Origin of the sequence: Mesorhizobium sp. B2-3-7 (genome assembly GCF_006442695.1) — a bacterium.
Lineage (GTDB): Bacteria > Pseudomonadota > Alphaproteobacteria > Rhizobiales > Rhizobiaceae > Mesorhizobium.
The window spans coordinates 683,202-698,867 of the sequence record NZ_VFVV01000001.1 but is presented as its reverse complement, the minus strand read 5'-3'; the positions used below and the strand labels follow the sequence as shown (position 1 = coordinate 698,867).

The window sequence follows — 15,666 nt, the reverse complement described above, 5'->3', positions numbered from 1 at the left end:
ATGCCCCTTCGCGTCATTTTCATGGGGACGCCGGAGTTTTCGGTGCCGACATTGCGCGCGATTGCCGATGCCGGACATGAGGTCGCGGCCGTCTACACGCAGCCGCCGCGAGCCGCCGGCCGGCGCGGCCTTGAGCTGACACTGTCGCCGGTACAGCGCGAGGCGGAACGGCTGGGCATCGAGACGCGCACGCCGACGTCGCTCAAGGACGAGGCCGAACAGGCAGCTTTTCGCGCGCTGCAAGCCGATATCGGCGTGGTCGTGGCTTATGGCCTGCTTTTGCCCAGGGCGGTGCTTGAGGCGCCGCAACTGGGCTGCATCAACGGCCATGCCTCGCTGTTGCCGCGGTGGCGCGGTGCGGCGCCCATCCAGCGGGCGATCATGGCGGGAGACAGCGAAACCGGCATGATGGTCATGCGCATGGAAGAAGGCCTCGACACCGGCCCGGTGGGGCTGGTTGAAAAATGCGTCATCGAACCCGATATGACCGCCGGCGATCTGCATGATCGATTGATGAGCGTCAGCGCCGCACTGATCGTGGAAGCGCTGGCGCGGCTGGAAAGGAATGGCCTGGCGTTCACCGCCCAAGCGGTTGAGGGGGTGACCTATGCCAAAAAGATCGGTAAATCCGAGACGCACGTGGATTGGACGCGACCCGCGGCCGAAGTCCACAATAACGTTCGCGGCCTGTCGCCCTTCCCCGGCGCCTGGTGCGAGGTTGAAATTGGTGGCCGGGTGGAACGGCTGAAACTGCTTCGCTCGACGCTTGCGCAAGGTGTGGGCGAACCGGGAGGAATTCTCGACGACCGCCTGACGGTCGCCTGCGGAGCGGGCGCGATCCGGCTGGTCGAAGTTCAACGGGCGGGCGGAAGGCCCGCCGCCGCGCAAGAATTCCTGCGCGGGACCAAGATCGAAAAAGGAATGAAACTGTCATGAGCATGATGTCGATACGCGCGGCGACGCCGCGGGATCGCGAGGCCATCCGCCTCGTCGAGGAACACGCTTTCGGCCAGCAGGCGGAAGCCGGGCTGGTTGACGCGCTGGTTTCCGGCGGCGACGCCGTTGTCGAACTGGTGGCGGAAGAAGACGGGCAGGTGGTTGGCCACATCCTGTTTTCGCGGCTTTTCGTCCGCACCGGCGGCAAGGATTGCCCGGCGGTGGCACTGGCGCCGCTGGCGGTGGAGCCCTCCTTTCACGGCACCGGCATTGGTGGCGCGCTGATCCGCGAGGCTCACATCCGCCTGCGCGACGCCGGCGAGATGCTGGCCGTGGTGCTGGGCGACCCCACCTACTACGGCCGTTTCGGCTACAGCCACGCGCGCGCCGAAGGATTCGAGAGCGAATACCAGGGCGAGGCGCTGCAGGCGCTGGCCTGGGCCGACGCTCCCGAAACCGGCCGGCTGGTCTACGCCTCGGCCTTCACCGCACTCGCCGCCTAGGCGAGTGCGTATAGCCGCCCGACATGCCGCGTTTTCGCCTCGACATCGAATATGACGGCAGCCTGTTTGCCGGCTGGCAGCACCAGGCGGACCAGCCTTCGGTGCAGCAGGCGATCGAGCAGGCGATCGAAAAATTCTGCGGCCAGCAGGTCCGCTTGCGCGCTGCCGGCCGTACCGATGCGGGCGTGCATGCGACGGCCCAGGTGGCGCATGTCGACCTGGCCAAGGCCTGGCCGGACGACAAGGTGCGCGATGCGGTCAACGCGCATCTGCAGGGCGCGGGCAATCGCATCGCGATCTTGAAAGCCACGACCGTCGTCGACGGCTTCGATGCCCGCTTCTCGGCTATCGGCCGTCACTACCTCTACCGCATCCTCAACCGGCGCGCGCCCTCGGCGCTGGAAAAGGGCAAGGTATGGTGGGTGCCGAAGCAGCTTGACGCCGCTGCCATGCACGAAGCAGCCAAAGTGCTGCTTGGACGGCACGATTTCACCACCTTCCGTTCCACGCAATGCCAAGCCGAGAGCCCGGTGCGCACGCTCGACCGTCTTGACGTCAGCCGTTCGGGCGACATGATCGAAGTCAGAGCCTCGGCGCGTTCCTTCCTGCACAACCAGGTGCGCTCGATGGTCGGCTCGCTCAAGCGCGTCGGCGAAGGCGCATGGACGGCGGGCGATCTCAAGGCGGCGCTCGAGGCGCACGACCGCGCCGCCTGCGGCCAGGTGGCGCCGCCCGACGGGCTTTTTCTAGTCGGCGTCGATTATCCCGGATAGAGTCCCGAAAGGCTCTGAGCTCCGGTGTCCGGAACCGTGATGCCAAGCAGTGCCTGCAGCCCGAACAGCACGATCAGCGAAGCGATGAACATGCCAACGAAGACAGCGGTCCCGATTGCGGCACCCCTGCCGATGGTCGCGTTGGTCATGCGCCAGGTCAGCACCATCGACAGCGCGAACAACAGCAGCGACACAAGGCTGGAGATCTGGCTCGCCGAGGTCAGGAAAAGCCTGATCAGCGCGGACGGCAGCATCAGCCAGGCCGTGATGGCCGAAGCCCAGTTCGAGGCCACGACATAGTGCACGAAGCGGCCGCCGATGCCGGCGCGCGGCGCGACCAGAGCGAGTGCGACCAGAGGCAGCACCCAGGAACCGATATCGACTGTCGCCAGCCGCAACAGCATGCTGAAGCGGCCCGCGAAGGCATCGGGATCGCCGATCTCGTTGGCGATGCCGACCCAGCCGACGATCAATGCCGGCGCCGCGACGACGATGGCGAAAAAGGAATTCCAGAAACCATCGGCAGACAGGTCGAGCAGACGCAGGCCATCGGCCCTGCCGAGCATCAGTCGCCAGGCGCCGGTCAGCGAAACTTGGGTCTCGTCCGCCGAAAGCATGCTGCTCAGTCCTGTCCGAACCAGTCTTCGATGAAGCGCTGATAGATTTGCGTCAGCGTCTCGAGATCGGCAAGGGCAACGCGCTCGTCGACCATGTGCATGGTCTTGCCGACCAGGCCGAATTCGACCACCGGGCAATAGTCCTTGATGAAGCGCGCATCCGAGGTGCCGCCGGAGGTGGATAGCGCCGGTTCTCTGCCTACCACCGCCTTGACCGAGCCGCTCAACGTCTCGATCAGCCTGTCGTCGCGGGTCAGGAAGACATGGCTCGGCCGGTCGCGCCAGACGAGTTCGTAGTCGACCGGCATCTCCTTGCCGGGCCGATATTTCCTGCGGCCCGCCGCCTGGTCGAGACGGTTGTGGATTTCGGCCTGTATGGTCTCGGCGGTCCAGCTGTCATTGAAGCGGATGTTGAAGGTGGCGGTTGCCTTGGCTGGAATGACGTTGGTGGCCGGGTTGCCTACGTCGATGGATGTCACCTCCAGATTAGTCGGCTGGAAATCCTTCGTGCCCTCATCGAAGACGGGATGCAGCAAAGCATCGACCAGGCTCATCAGCCCGCGTACCGGATTGTCGGCAAGCAAGGGATAAGCGACATGGCCCTGGCGGCCATTGACGATGACGTCGCCCGACAGCGAGCCGCGCCGGCCGATTTTTATCATGTCGCCGAGCGCAGCCGGGTTGGTCGGCTCGCCGACGATCGATGCATCCCATTTCTCGCCCCTGGAAGCCGCCCATTCGAGCAGCTTCGTGGTACCGTTGATGGCCGGGCCTTCCTCGTCGCCGGTGATCAGCAGCGAGACCGAGCCCTTCGGGCCGCCATTCGTCTCGACATGGCGCGCTATCGCGGCGATGAAACAGGCGATGCCGCCCTTCATGTCGACCGCACCCCGGCCATACATCTCGCCATTGGCGATCTCGGCGCCGAAGGGCGGATGCGTCCAGGCGGCTTCGTCGCCGACCGGCACCACGTCGGTGTGTCCGGCGAACATCAGATGCGGGCCATTGCCTGAGCGCCTGGCATAAAGGTTTTCGATATCGGGCGTGCCGTCTTCCGAAAAAATCGGGCGATCGACGAGGAAGCCGAGCGGTTCCAGCATCGTCTGCAACGCGGTCAGCGCACCGCCTTCGGCCGGCGTCACGGAGGCGCAACGGATGAGGGCGGCGAGGTTTGCGGCGGGATCGGTCGGCAGCGTCATGGCAAAAGCGATAGTCGAAAGCTGAAGGCCTGTCACGGCCAGACGTAGGGGCCAGTCCTATGACCGGCGATACCGCCGACATTATGGTTTTCATGTCGTATAGTCGTGGGCCCGGTGCGGAGCGACTGGATGGCAAACGGGGACAAGAGAATCGTCATTGCCGGCGCCGGCAGCATCGGCTGCTATGCCGGCGGCTGCCTGGCGCTCGCCGGGCGCCAGGTGATTCTGCTTGCCCGGCCGCGCATCGAGGCGGCTCTGCGGCAAGGCGGATTGCGGGTCAGCGACCTTGAGGGCCGCGACCGGGGCCTCGAGCGGCAAGCGCTTGCCGTCACCACAGATCCAGCCGCCGCCTTGCCGCAGGCGGACGTGATCCTGGTCACCGTCAAGAGCGGCGCGACGCGGGAAATGGCTGCGCTCATCGCCGCACATGCCCCGCCGGACGCCGTGGTGGTGAGCCTGCAGAACGGCATCGACAATGCCGACAGGCTGCGCGCCGGTGTCGACGGGCGAACAGTGCTGGCGGGCATGGTGCCGTTCAATGTCGTGCAATCGGCCGACGGCGAATTGCCGCTTCGTGTCCACCGCGCCAGCGACGGCAAGGTCATGATCGAGGACAGCGATGCCGGTCTGATCAGCCTTCTCGGCGTCGAAGGGTTCCGGGTTGAAGTCCATGCCGACATGAAAGCCGTGCTGTGGGGCAAGCTTTTGATGAATTTGAACAATGCGCTGGTGGCGCTTTCGGGCCTGCCGCTGGCGAGCGAGCTTGCCGACCGGCGCTGGCGGCTGATCCTGGCAAGACAGATCGACGAGGCGCTCCAGGCCATGAAGGCGTCGGGCATCGAGCCGGCGCGGATCGCCGGCTTGCGGCCGGCGCTGTTGCCGATAGTGCTCCGCCTCCCCGATTGGCTATTCAGGCTGCTGGCGCGGCGGATGCTGGCCATCGACCCGGAGGCGCGTTCCTCCATGTGGGACGATCTGCAGCGCGGCCGGCCGACGGAGATCGGCGATTTGCAAGGCGCCGTTCTTCGCCTGGCGCAAGAAGCGGGCACGCCGGCGCCGACGGTCCGGCGGATCATCGCCCTGGTGCGTGAAGCGGAAGCGGCCGGCCGCGGATCGCCCGGTTTCGGCGCGGATCAGGTCGCCGCGCCTGAAGCGCGTCGCGTCTGAATGAATTCAGGCGACGCGGATCAGGCCTTCATTTTCATGCATACCGTCAGTAGCGTATCGCGATGATGGGCGCTCAGGGTTCGGCCGGTGCATTGGTGCGCTTGCCATAGCGGTTGGGTCCGGGCTTGCCCGGAAACAGGCAAAGCACGACGAAGGCGACGATCGAGACGACCGGCACGAACAGGATCAACGCCGCGATGCCGGGCTTGTCGAGGTCGTGCAGCCGCTTCACCGCCAGTGCGATGTTCGACCACAGCGAGGCGATGAAGGCGATGAAGAAGACGAACGACCACATGTTGCTCTCGGGCGAGCCTTCCGGCACCAGCGTGAAACGATAGAGCGGGAAGGCCTGGATGATGGCCACGAGCAGCCCACCAAGAAAATAGGCCGCGCGGCTGACGCGGCCCGATGTCTTGAAGAAAAGCCAAGTAAGGTTGGATCTGTCAGGCAAGCGGGTCCCGTCCATATTGATTGACACCCTGGGCGCCTTCGAGAACGCCGAGACCGATCAGCGTCCACCAGCCCGACTTGTCGCGGTCGTGCCAGCGTTTTGCATAGAGAGCAATCGCGAAATAGATCGACGCCAGCGCGACGAGCATGCCGATCCTGCCGCCGCCTGCGGTCGTGAAGCGCGTGCCGAGAATCGCATCGAGAATGAAGACAACAATACCGATGACGATGAATATACCGATGCCGGCCCAGAACTTGGCGCGATTGATGCGGCTGTCGAAGCTCGTCAGCAGATACTTCCAGTCCATGTCACCCCTCCATGTTGAACCGGCGCGACCGATCGTCGCGCCGGCGGAAGGTGCGCCCGCTTTCCAAAAAGATCAATCGCGCAGCAATTCGTTGATCGACGTTTTGGACCGGGTCCTGGCATCGACCCGCTTGACGATGACCGCGCAATAGAGGCTTGGACCCGGCTCATTGTTCGGAAACGGCTTGCCCGGCAGCGAACCGGCTACGACGACGGAATTCGGCGGCACTTCGCCGTAGAAAATCTCGCCGGTGGCGCGGTCGACGATCTTGGTCGACTGGCCAATGAAGACGCCCATGCCGAGCACCGAGCCCTCGCGCACGATGCAGCCTTCGACCACTTCCGAGCGCGCGCCGATGAAGCAATTGTCCTCGATGATGGTGGGACCGGCCTGCATCGGCTCCAGCACGCCGCCGATGCCGACGCCGCCCGACAGGTGCACATTCTTGCCGATCTGGGCGCAGGAGCCCACCGAAGCCCAGGTATCGACCATGGTGCCCGAATCGACATAGGCGCCGACATTGACGAAGGACGGCATCAGCACGGCGCCCGGCGCGACATAGGCCGAGCGGCGCACGATCGACGACGGCACGGCGCGGAAACCGGCCTTCTCGAAATCGACGGCGCTCCAGCCGTCGAACTTCGACGGCACCTTGTCCCACCACACGGCCTGGCCGGGACCGCCCTTGATGATCTCCATCGGGTTCAGCCGGAAGGACAAAAGGACGGCTTTCTTCAGCCATTGGTTGACATGCCACTGGCCATCGGCCTGGCGCTCGGCAACGCGGGCGGTGCCGCGGTCGAGCAGATCGAGCGCCGACTGGATGGCGTCGCGTGTCTCGCCTCTGGTCGCCGTCGAAATCGCGTCACGTTCCTCGAAGGCCTTGTCGATGGTCTTTTCGAGGCTCGCCAGATCCGGCTTCGACATGAATTCGCTCCATTACCAGGCTGTTAAGGGGCTGAGCCTTAACCTGTTTTGAAAATCGCGCGGACCCTATGTGAAGGCAGAGTAGGGGTCAATCGCGACTGCGCCATGGGACGGCGCAAGTGAATGAAATGGACGGACCTGACATCATGACACCCATGGAAAAGGCGGGCTGGACGCCGCTGCCGCATTCGGACGAGGATCTGGAGCGGGCCAGGAGCGTGCCGGACACGCCGCAGACGCGCGCCGAGACCTACCGCCTGGCGTGGAACGATCCCGACTTCATGACGCGGCGCGAACTGCGCGCGGTCAGGCTGCAGCTCGAACTCCTGAAGCCGGAGATGATCCTGGCCGAGCGCGGTATCCGCTCGACCGTGGTCCTGTTCGGGGGCGCGCGGCTGCCTGAACCCGGCGGCGAGGCCTGGGCGGCCAAAAACGAGACGCAGAAGAAGAACCTCGAGGAAAACAGCAAATATTACGAGGAGGCGCGCAAATTCGCCCGCCTCTGCTCGCAGCAATCGGCCAGTTCATACTACCGCGAATATGTCGTGGTGACCGGCGGCGGGCCCGGCGTGATGGAAGCGGGCAATCGCGGCGCCGACGATGTCGGCGCGCCCTCTATCGGCCTTAACATCGTTCTGCCGCACGAGCAGGCGCCCAATGCCTATGTGACGCCGGAACTCTGTTTCAACTTCCACTATTTCGCCATCCGCAAGATGCATTTCGTCATGCGCGCGAAGGCCGTCGCGGTGTTTCCCGGCGGCTTCGGCACGATGGACGAATTCTTCGAGACGCTGACGCTGATCCAGACCGGGCGCATGGAGCGCGTGCCGGTGATCCTGTTCGGCAAATCCTTCTGGAAACGGGCGATCGATCTCGACTTCCTCGCCGAGCAAGGCACGATCAGTCCCGGCGACCAGGACATCATCGATTTCGTCGACACCGCCGACGAGGCCTGGGGCATCGTCAGCCGGTTCTATAAGTTAGGGGAGTAAGGGAGTAGGGCAGTAAGGCAGTATATCTAGAATCAAGGGCTGAGAGCGCCCCTCATCTTCCTACTGCCCTACTGCCCTACTGCCTTATCCCCACGACTATCTCCGTCAGAAACCCGGCCAAATCGTCGGTGACGAAGTCGACATCATCTTCCTGCGCCGGATCGCGCTCCCAGATTTCGGAGAATGTCGGCTCGAAATTGCGCGGCACCACCAGGACCGTCGTCATGCCCAGTGACTTCGGCACGGACAGGTTGCGCGCGAGATCCTCGAACATCACCGCATTGTGGCCGGTGACGGCGTGAAGTTCGGCGAATTTCTCGTAGGTCTGGCGCGCAGGCTTGGGGTTGAGCCCGGCAGCGACGATATCGAAGATGTCGTCGAAATGATCAAGGATGCCAAGCTGGCGCGCAGTGCGCTCGGCATGCCTGCGGTCGCCGTTGGTGAAGATGAACTTGCGGCCGGGAAGCTGGCGAATGGCGGTGCCGAGGACGGGATCCGGCACCAGCCAGGAATAGTCGATGTCGTGGACCTTCTCGAGGAAATCGTCGGGGTCTATGCCATGGCGCGTCATCAGCCCGTTCAGTGTCGTGCCATATTCCCGATAAAGTTCCTTTTGCAGCTTGCGCGCGTCCTCGCGCGGCAGCGACAGCAGTTCCCCGACATAGGCGGTCATCTTGACGTCGATCTGCGAGAACAGATTCGAATGATGCGGATAGAGCGTGTTGTCCAGGTCGAACACCCAGTCGGTGACATGGGCGAAGCGAGCGGGGTCGGGGTGTGTAGCCATGCGCCCCTTATGGCACGAAACGGACGATCTTGAAGGGGCTTTATCCACAACTTCTACGCGCCGAAAGTGGCAGAACAGTCTCACCGTTCAAATTTTAGGCATCCTGGAAAGGTGGCCTTCAGGGCTTGCTGGCACAGAGGCGGTCCAGTGGGAGCCAGCGATGAGCAGTATAATTCTGAAGTCCGCCACCATTGCTTTCGTCTCCGTCGCGGTTTCGCTCCTTCTGACCCTGATCATCGTCCCCGCCATGGGATTCCCGGTCAACCGCATGATCTGGCTGACCTCGACATTGTGTCCGCTGGTTCTTGCATGGGCGGCCTGCGCAAGCACGTTCTGGCACAGCGACAGGCTGAAGTCGGCGCATCGCGACCTTGCCCGCACGCACGCCCAGCTTGCCGCAGCGCATCGCCGGCTGGCGGAAAAGGCCAGCCGCGACGACATGACGGGCATGCTCAACCGGGAAAGCTTCTTTGCCGTGCTCAACGGCTCCCGGCACAAGCCCGATCGCGGCGCCTTGCTGATCATCGATGCCGACCATTTCAAGATGATCAATGACAGCTACGGCCATCTGACCGGCGACGACGCGCTGCTCCTGATCGCCAGCGCGATCAAGCGCGGGGTGCGCGACGGCGACGTCCTCGGCCGCATCGGCGGCGAGGAGTTCGGCGCATTGCTGGTCGGAGCCACGGAACGGGAAGCCAAGCGCGTCGCCGAGCACATCCGCCGCGAAGTCGAGCTGATCCGCTTCCGGCCCGTGGACGAGCGGACCATTCCGCTGACCGTCAGCATCGGCGGAACCCTCTGCGACGAAAGCGCCAGCGTGTCGGAGCTGATGCGGGCCGCCGACCGGCGCCTCTACCAGGCCAAACATCGGGGACGCAACCTGGTGATCCTCGACACCGACATCTCCGAGGCGGCCTGAACGGGCTGATCCAGCATATCGGCTTGTTAAGGAGTCTCTAACCCTGTTTGCACTCGGCTGCGCATTGTTCCGGCTTGCAACCAGTTTTGGCACGCTTCTGGCTTCGATGATGAAGCATGTGCCGTTCAGGGAACATGCCTGGATGTTCAGAGAACATGCCTGGATAGAGACCCCGTCGAGAGACCTGTCATGAGTTTCCTTATCAAGAAGATATCGCGCCGAATGATCATGCAGACGCTGATCGCGGTGCCTGCCCTGTCGCTGTTCCGCAAATTGCCCGATGCGGGTTCTTCCGAAGCCGCCCCCGATGAGATCGTCGAGGTCAATGGCTGGATCCTGAAGCGGAGCGACCTGGCATGATCTTCGACAGTTATGAGGCGTTTCGCGCCGCGAATTTCACGCCTAGGGTCTGCGTTCTCGGCTCCGGCCCGGCCGGCACCACGATCGCCAAAAAGCTCGGTGCCGCCGGCATACCGGTCGTGGTGCTGGAGGCCGGCGGCAGGGAGTTCAGCGACACCTCGCAGGATTTCTACCGCGGCACCACAGTCGGCGATTTCTATTTCGATCTCGATATCACCCGGCTGCGGTTCATGGGCGGCAGCTCGAACCACTGGGCCGGCTGGTGCCGCGTGCTCGACAAACAGGATTTCGAGCCGAAGGCGTGGGTGCCGGACACGGGCTGGCCGATCCGGCGCAGCGACATCGAACCGTATCTGGGCGAAGTGCGCGACATCCTGGAACTGCCGGATTTCCGGCCGGACGCGCCGATCTCGGACGACATCCGCTGGGTGCAGCTGATCAAGAGCGGTGCGGTGCGCTTCGCTGAAAAATACGCCGACGAGCTCGACAAGAGCAGGAACATCGCTGTCGTGCTCAACACCTGCGCCACCGAGCTTGCCGGCGACGGCAGACGCGTGACCGGCGCCAGGCTGTGGTCGCAGGGGCAGGATGCCGGCTTCTTTAGCGCCGATTATTTTATCGTCAGTACCGGGGGGCTGGAGAATTCGCGGCTGCTTTTATGGTCGAACCAGCGCTCCAATGGCGGCGTCGTGCCGAACGCGACGGCACTTGGCCGCTACTGGATGGAACACCCGACCTTCCAGGGCGGCAACGCCATCCTGGCCGACTATGGCGCATTCGAGGTCGATGCGGTGAACGAGGCCTTCTTCTCGCCGATGCCGGCCGCGATGGAGCGGCTGCGGATCATGAATTTCGGCATCAGGCTGATCGAGACGCCCTATCCCGGCGTCAAGGACCTGATCGCGGATCTCGCCTGTACGGCGCCCAACATGGCGGAGTGGCTATCGGGCAGGCTCAACCAGAACCTGCGCTGCGCGGCCCAGCTCTATGTCGCCTGGGAGCAGGCGCCGCTGGCCTCGAATCGGGTCGAGCTGTCGAAGACCGTGGTCGACCACGCCGGCGTGCCGCGCATCGAGCTGCACTGGAAGAAATCGGACCTGGAACGCCGCACGCTGCTCGAAGGGCTGAGGCTTTTCGGGACGACGCTAGCCCAGAAGAACCTGGGCCGGGTGCGTATAGCCGACTGGATTTCGAATGGCGGCGACTACCCGACGGACGAGGAGACGGCCGGTCACCATCACATGGGCGGTACGCGCATGGGCACCGATGTCGCCACGAGCGTCGTGGATGCCAATTGCAAGGTGCACGGGATGGACAATCTCTATGTCGGCGGCTCCTCGGTGTTCTGCACCTCGGGCCAATGCAACCCGACGACGACGATCACGGCGTTGGCCTGCCGGCTCGGCGAGCATCTCGGCAAGGTGGTAGCCGCCTGAGGGTTCCGCAGTCCCCACTAAATCATCTCATCCCGACAAAGCCGCGTCACATAATGGCGCGGCCGCCGGAGCGGCTTAAAAGCCGTGGAGATGCGCACCGGCACGGCGGCGACGCAGCTTTCCTGGAATTGTCCTACGCCCGCCGCTCCGACCGGCCAAAACGCCGTTCGAGATAGGCCTGGCCGAACTCCAGCGTGATCGACAGGATCCAGTAGATCATCGAGGCGGTGATCAGCATCTCGATATGGCGGAACTCCGTCTGGCCCATGGTGCGGGCGAGATACATGATCTCCCAGACGCCGACGACCGACACCAGGGACGAGTCCTTCAGCATGGCGATGAACTGGTTGCCGGTCGGCGGGATGATGACGCGCATGGCCTGCGGCAGGATGACCAGCGCCATGGTCTGGCCGGGGCTCAGTCCAAGCGCAGTGGCGCCTTCGCTCTGTCCGCGCGGAATGCTTTCGATGCCGGCGCGGAAGATCTCGGTCATGTAGGCGCCATAACACAGCGACAACGCCAGAATGCCGGCCGGCACCGCGCCGATCACGTAACCGACCTGCGGCAGGCCGAGATAGATGATGTAGATCTGCATCAGCAAAGGAAGGCCGCGGAACAACGAGGTGTAGAAAGTGGCCAGCCCGTACACAATGCCGTTTCCGGTCAGTTTGGCGATGGCGCCGACAAGTGCGATGGCTGTCGCGATCAGGATCGAGATCGCCGAAATGTAGAGCGTGGTGGTGACGCCCTGGGTGATCAGGAAGCCGATCTTCCTGGCGATGAAGGCAAGCGACAGGTCGAAGGAATAGAAGAACAGCATCAGGAGCACGAACAGTTCGATCCAGACGCCGACGATCTGCTGCCGCCGGGGCAAAAGCAGCAGCAGCTTGCAATTCACCAGCACAATGAGCGCGATCAGCACTGCGGAAAGCGCGCGCGACAGGGCAGGGTTGGCCTGCAGCCAGCCGGATGCAACTGGAATCACCGAGCCGATCCAGCTTGACTTGATGCCCATCGCGTAAAGGCCGGCGGCCAACAGCGCCAGCACGAGCGCCCCCACTGCGCGGCGGGTGATCCCCGGATAGAAGAGCATCAGCCTGCCGATCATGCCGTCACCTTGTCTTTCGTGGCGGCATGACGTTCTCGCCACCAGTCCTGCGCCTGCAATTTCCAGTAGGTGAGCTGCGCGGCCGCCAGGCCGGCGGCGCCGCCGGCCCAGCTCAATCCGAATGGCGCGAACTGCCGGTACCGGTCCGAAACGCCCAGAATGCCTTCCGCAACGATTTTTCCGGCGATGGCCGTGGTGTTGAGACCATGGCCGCCGAAAGCCGTGCAATACCAGACGCCCGGCTGCAATTCGCCGATCTGGGGCATCAGGTGACGGGCATAGGACATCAATCCGGACCAGGCCAGTTCGGTCTTGAGGTCCGCAAGCTGCGGATAGGTACCGATCATCTCGCGGCGCAATTCGCGCGCCAGCGCGTAGGCAGAAGCGGCGCGCGTGGTGATGCGCCCGCCCCACAAAAGGCGATTGCCGCCATCGACCAGCCGATAATAGTCGCCGGCCCGTCGGTTGTCGCCGACCGCGTCCGTGGTCGCAACGGCTTGCGCGATCAGGCGCGGCGCCGGCTCGGAAACCATCACATAGGTCGCGATGGGCAGGAAGGCGCGGTGGAGCTGACTGAATACCGGGCCGGTGTAGCCGCCGGTAGCCAGCACGACGCGCGGTGCCCGAAGCGTGCCCTCTCGCGTGCGCAGCATCTTTTGCGGCCCCGACAGATCGCATTGCACGACTTCGGAGCTCTCATGGATGCTGCCGCCAAGCCGCTCGATCTCATCGGCCACGGAACGCAGATAATTAAGCGGATGAATGTGAAAGGCTTTCGGGTCGCGCAGGCCCTGGTAATAGCGAGCCGATTTCAGCACCGAACGGACGTCTTCTCTGCGCAGATATTGAAGCTGGTATCCGTGGTCGCGCGCCGTCTGGTCGGCATAGGCCTTGAGCGCGTCGCCATCGTCGTAGCGCAGGACGCTGACCAGCCCGTCGCGCGGCATGGCGGCCGATATGTCGAGCGCCTCGATGGTGTGACGCACGAATTCGACGCCCTCGATCGACAGCCGGTGCAGTTGCCGGGCGGCCTCCTTGCCGACACGCGCGGCAATGGTGTCGCCGCCGGTGGCGAAGCCAGGCGTCACGAAGCCGCCATTGCGGCCGGAGGCGCCGAAACCGACGACGTGGGCCTCCAGCACAGCGACGCGCAGCCCGGAGCGCGACAGCTGCAACGCCGTGGTCAGGCCGGCCAGTCCTCCGCCGACGACGGCCACGTCACAGTGCGCCTCGCCGCGGAGCGGGGGCCTGATCTTCCGGTCGATCATGGTGCGGGCGTAGTAGGTGTCCGGATAGGCCATCGGCGACTTTCAACTGCATCCCGCTCGTCAGGAAAAGCGCGTAGCGCTTTTCCCTGGGGAATTGCGCAAGAACAAAGGTTTAGAGAGGGGTGGCGATTGTTTCAAACGCTGCACCGCTCCGGCATCTGACACGTGATGCCCGCCGGTCGCCGAGCGGCGGCCGGCGGGCAATCCAACGTCATTTGGCGCTGTAGTCCTTGCCGTACCATTTCGTGGTCAGCGCGGCGAGCGTGCCGTCCTTCTTCAGCTCGGCGATGATGCCCGAAACCTTTGCGGTCCACTCGGGATCGTTCTTCTCGGCGATGACCACGAGCGGTTCCCGGAAGGCATATTCCCCTTCGAGGATCTTCACGGGATAGCCGTTCTTGATGGCGTTCTGCGCCGTCTGCTCCGGCGCGATCACGGCATTCAGGCGAACGCCGTCGCCAAGCCGCAGGTCATCGAAGGGAAGCATGGAATCGGCGAAGGTGCGGATCTCGCCGGGCTCCAGCTTGTATTCGACGGGAGGCAGGCCGGGCGCGTCGATCTCAAGCTTGCGGCGGATGAAATCCTCCGAGGTGGTGGCCGTCTCGACGCCGATCACCTTGCCGTTGAGATCGGCGACCGACTTCGCGGTGCTGTCCTTGTGCACGACGTAGACATAGGGGCTGTAGTAATAGATGCCGACAAAATCGATCACCTTGGAACGGGCCTTGGTCGGCGTGACCGAGCCGACGCCGAGGTCGTAGCGCCCTTGCCAGCGGCCGCCGGTCAGGGTCGCCCAGTCGGGCGTCTCGAACGAGACCTCGACCCCCAGCCGTTTGCCGATCTCGCGCGAGACATCGATGTCGAAGCCGGCGAGCTCGTTGCTGTCATTGAGAAAGCTTTGCGGCGGCCAGGCGGCGTTGGTGGCGACGACCATCGCCTTCTTCGACGTGACGCGATCCAAAGTTTCTCCGGCCATGGCCGCCGTCGTGATCGCGAATGTCGCGACGGCAAGAATGGCGAAATCGAGCAGTTTCTTCAAAGTTATCCTCCCTTATGGATGCAGCTGAAATGACGGTACCTGCGTCGGGCACCAGTGGTTGTTTCGATCGGCCTCGTCCGCGACGTCTCCGCGGCGTACCGTGGCGTTCGGCTTGCGGATGCAAGTCCAACGCGGCTCGGTGTCGATTTGCGTCCATCGCAGCCGAAGCTGTTCCCCCTCATGGACTGGCGTTTGTGACAGTTGACACTCAGGTCGCGAAAAGCAGGGTTCCACCCGGCGAAATGCCGGATAATGGCAGCCATGCAGTCATTACGTGCCGTGAGGCGGCAAAATGCCGGATATTTGCGCCTTGCGCAGCCTGCACCGGCGGTTCCTGAGGATTGTCGCGGCGGTGGTTCAGCCGATAGGATCGCGCCGAGCGATTGGACGGGTTCCAGGGCGGATCGAAGGAGAGGATTGATTGTGGAATTGACCGAAAAAGATCGCCAGCTGCTCGCGCTGATGCAGAAGAACGCGCGTGAGCCGGTCGCATCACTGGCGCGTCAGCTCGGCGTATCCCGGACTGCCTTGCAGGAGCGCATACAAAAGCTCGAGGCGGGCGGGGTCATCGAAGGCTACGCGGTGCGGCTGACCAAGGAGGCGGCGCAGAATTCCGTCCACTGTTTCACCTTCGCCGCCCTGAACAACAAGAGCTACCCGGACGTCTCCAGGAAGATCAAGGCGATGCCTTCGATCCAGGCGGTCTATGCCATAGCCGGCGAGTGGGACCTGATCATCCATGTCGCGGCCGAGACGCTCGAGAAGCTGAACCGGGAAGTGAATGCGCTGAATGAAATCAGCGGCATCGTCAAAACCGCATCGCATGTGGTGATGGAGACGAAGTTCAACCGCAACATCTATGCCGCACTGTAGG

At 63.7% G+C, this 15,666-nt stretch carries 18 protein-coding genes; 9 read left to right on the top strand and 9 right to left on the bottom strand.

The features are described 5' to 3' along the window. The 3 genes from fmt to truA are packed head-to-tail and all read left to right on the top strand — an operon-like array spanning position 1 to position 2,212. Positions 1-936 carry a methionyl-tRNA formyltransferase gene (fmt, locus tag FJ940_RS03525; RefSeq protein WP_140655292.1) on the top strand — a complete coding sequence of 312 codons (936 nt, stop codon included), beginning with the start codon at positions 1-3 and terminating at the stop codon, positions 934-936. Further along, on the top strand, positions 933-1,439 hold the full coding sequence (locus FJ940_RS03520) for an N-acetyltransferase (protein ID WP_140655289.1): 507 nt from the start codon (positions 933-935) through the stop codon (positions 1,437-1,439). Before fmt ends, FJ940_RS03520 begins: the two co-directional genes overlap by 4 nt. A gap of 23 nt (positions 1,440-1,462) precedes the next feature. After that, on the top strand, positions 1,463-2,212 hold the full coding sequence (gene truA, locus FJ940_RS03515) for a tRNA pseudouridine(38-40) synthase TruA (protein ID WP_140514322.1): 750 nt from the start codon (positions 1,463-1,465) through the stop codon (positions 2,210-2,212). Here the strand turns inward: truA and FJ940_RS03510 are convergent. Both FJ940_RS03510 and dapE read right to left on the bottom strand, forming a co-directional pair. Then, entirely contained in the window at positions 2,200-2,829 is a 630-nt protein-coding gene (locus tag FJ940_RS03510) for a transporter (protein WP_140514320.1), read from the bottom strand. The genes truA and FJ940_RS03510 overlap by 13 nt on opposite strands. A gap of 5 nt (positions 2,830-2,834) precedes the next feature. Next, positions 2,835-4,028, bottom strand: a complete 1,194-nt coding sequence (gene dapE, locus FJ940_RS03505) for a succinyl-diaminopimelate desuccinylase (protein WP_140559065.1) — start codon at positions 4,026-4,028, stop codon at positions 2,835-2,837. A 129-nt stretch (positions 4,029-4,157) separates the two neighbouring features. Between dapE and FJ940_RS03500 the strand changes: the two genes are divergently transcribed. Continuing rightward, positions 4,158-5,195, top strand: coding sequence for a 2-dehydropantoate 2-reductase (locus FJ940_RS03500; protein WP_140655286.1), 1,038 nt, complete (start codon positions 4,158-4,160; stop codon positions 5,193-5,195). A gap of 73 nt (positions 5,196-5,268) precedes the next feature. Here FJ940_RS03500 and FJ940_RS03495 read toward each other — a convergent pair whose 3' ends face one another. The 3 genes from FJ940_RS03495 to dapD all read right to left on the bottom strand — a co-directional run bounded on the left by FJ940_RS03495 (position 5,269) and on the right by dapD (position 6,880). Continuing rightward, positions 5,269-5,646: a DUF805 domain-containing protein gene (locus tag FJ940_RS03495; protein ID WP_224646216.1), complete on the bottom strand. Its 378-nt coding sequence runs from the start codon at positions 5,644-5,646 to the stop codon at positions 5,269-5,271. Continuing rightward, positions 5,639-5,953: a DUF805 domain-containing protein gene (locus FJ940_RS03490; protein ID WP_140655284.1), complete on the bottom strand. Its 315-nt coding sequence runs from the start codon at positions 5,951-5,953 to the stop codon at positions 5,639-5,641. Before FJ940_RS03490 ends, FJ940_RS03495 begins: the two co-directional genes overlap by 8 nt. A gap of 72 nt (positions 5,954-6,025) precedes the next feature. After that, a complete protein-coding gene (gene dapD / locus FJ940_RS03485) occupies positions 6,026-6,880 on the bottom strand; it encodes a 2,3,4,5-tetrahydropyridine-2,6-dicarboxylate N-succinyltransferase (protein ID WP_140491451.1) in 855 nt (284 codons plus the stop codon). A 146-nt stretch (positions 6,881-7,026) separates the two neighbouring features. On the opposite strand from dapD, the gene FJ940_RS03480 reads away from it, so the two are divergent. Further along, on the top strand, positions 7,027-7,872 hold the full coding sequence (locus tag FJ940_RS03480; RefSeq protein ID WP_140491453.1) for an LOG family protein: 846 nt from the start codon (positions 7,027-7,029) through the stop codon (positions 7,870-7,872). Positions 7,873-7,948: 76 nt separating this feature from the next. Here the strand turns inward: FJ940_RS03480 and FJ940_RS03475 are convergent, their stop codons facing one another. Beyond that, entirely contained in the window at positions 7,949-8,659 is a 711-nt protein-coding gene (locus tag FJ940_RS03475) for a pyrimidine 5'-nucleotidase (protein ID WP_140491455.1), read from the bottom strand. Between the two features lie 160 nt (positions 8,660-8,819). Here FJ940_RS03475 and FJ940_RS03470 point away from each other — a divergent pair, with 160 nt between their 5' ends. The 3 genes from FJ940_RS03470 (at position 8,820) to FJ940_RS03465 (ending at position 11,377) form a co-directional block, all read left to right on the top strand. Then, positions 8,820-9,581, top strand: a complete 762-nt coding sequence (locus tag FJ940_RS03470; protein WP_140655281.1) for a GGDEF domain-containing protein — start codon at positions 8,820-8,822, stop codon at positions 9,579-9,581. A 189-nt stretch (positions 9,582-9,770) separates the two neighbouring features. Beyond that, entirely contained in the window at positions 9,771-9,941 is a 171-nt protein-coding gene (locus FJ940_RS28365; protein WP_181165184.1) for a hypothetical protein, read from the top strand. Then, positions 9,938-11,377 carry a GMC family oxidoreductase gene (locus FJ940_RS03465; protein WP_140655278.1) on the top strand — a complete coding sequence of 480 codons (1,440 nt, stop codon included), beginning with the start codon at positions 9,938-9,940 and terminating at the stop codon, positions 11,375-11,377. The genes FJ940_RS28365 and FJ940_RS03465 overlap by 4 nt, the downstream gene beginning before the upstream one ends. Positions 11,378-11,510: 133 nt before the next feature. On the opposite strand, the gene FJ940_RS03460 is transcribed toward FJ940_RS03465, so the two are convergent. The 3 genes from FJ940_RS03460 to FJ940_RS03450 form a co-directional block, all read right to left on the bottom strand. After that, positions 11,511-12,485, bottom strand: a complete 975-nt coding sequence (locus FJ940_RS03460; RefSeq protein WP_140559070.1) for an amino acid ABC transporter permease — start codon at positions 12,483-12,485, stop codon at positions 11,511-11,513. Continuing rightward, complete coding sequence (locus tag FJ940_RS03455) at positions 12,482-13,786, bottom strand: FAD-binding oxidoreductase (protein ID WP_140559071.1); 1,305 nt, start codon at positions 13,784-13,786, stop codon at positions 12,482-12,484. Before FJ940_RS03455 ends, FJ940_RS03460 begins: the two co-directional genes overlap by 4 nt. Before the next feature lie 178 nt (positions 13,787-13,964). Next, entirely contained in the window at positions 13,965-14,729 is a 765-nt protein-coding gene (locus FJ940_RS03450) for a transporter substrate-binding domain-containing protein (RefSeq protein ID WP_224519058.1), read from the bottom strand. 315 nt (positions 14,730-15,044) lie between these two features. On the opposite strand from FJ940_RS03450, the gene FJ940_RS03445 reads away from it, so the two are divergent. Continuing rightward, positions 15,045-15,665, top strand: a complete 621-nt coding sequence (locus tag FJ940_RS03445; protein WP_224680500.1) for an Lrp/AsnC family transcriptional regulator — start codon at positions 15,045-15,047, stop codon at positions 15,663-15,665. The last annotated feature ends 1 nt before the right edge of the window (position 15,666 follow it).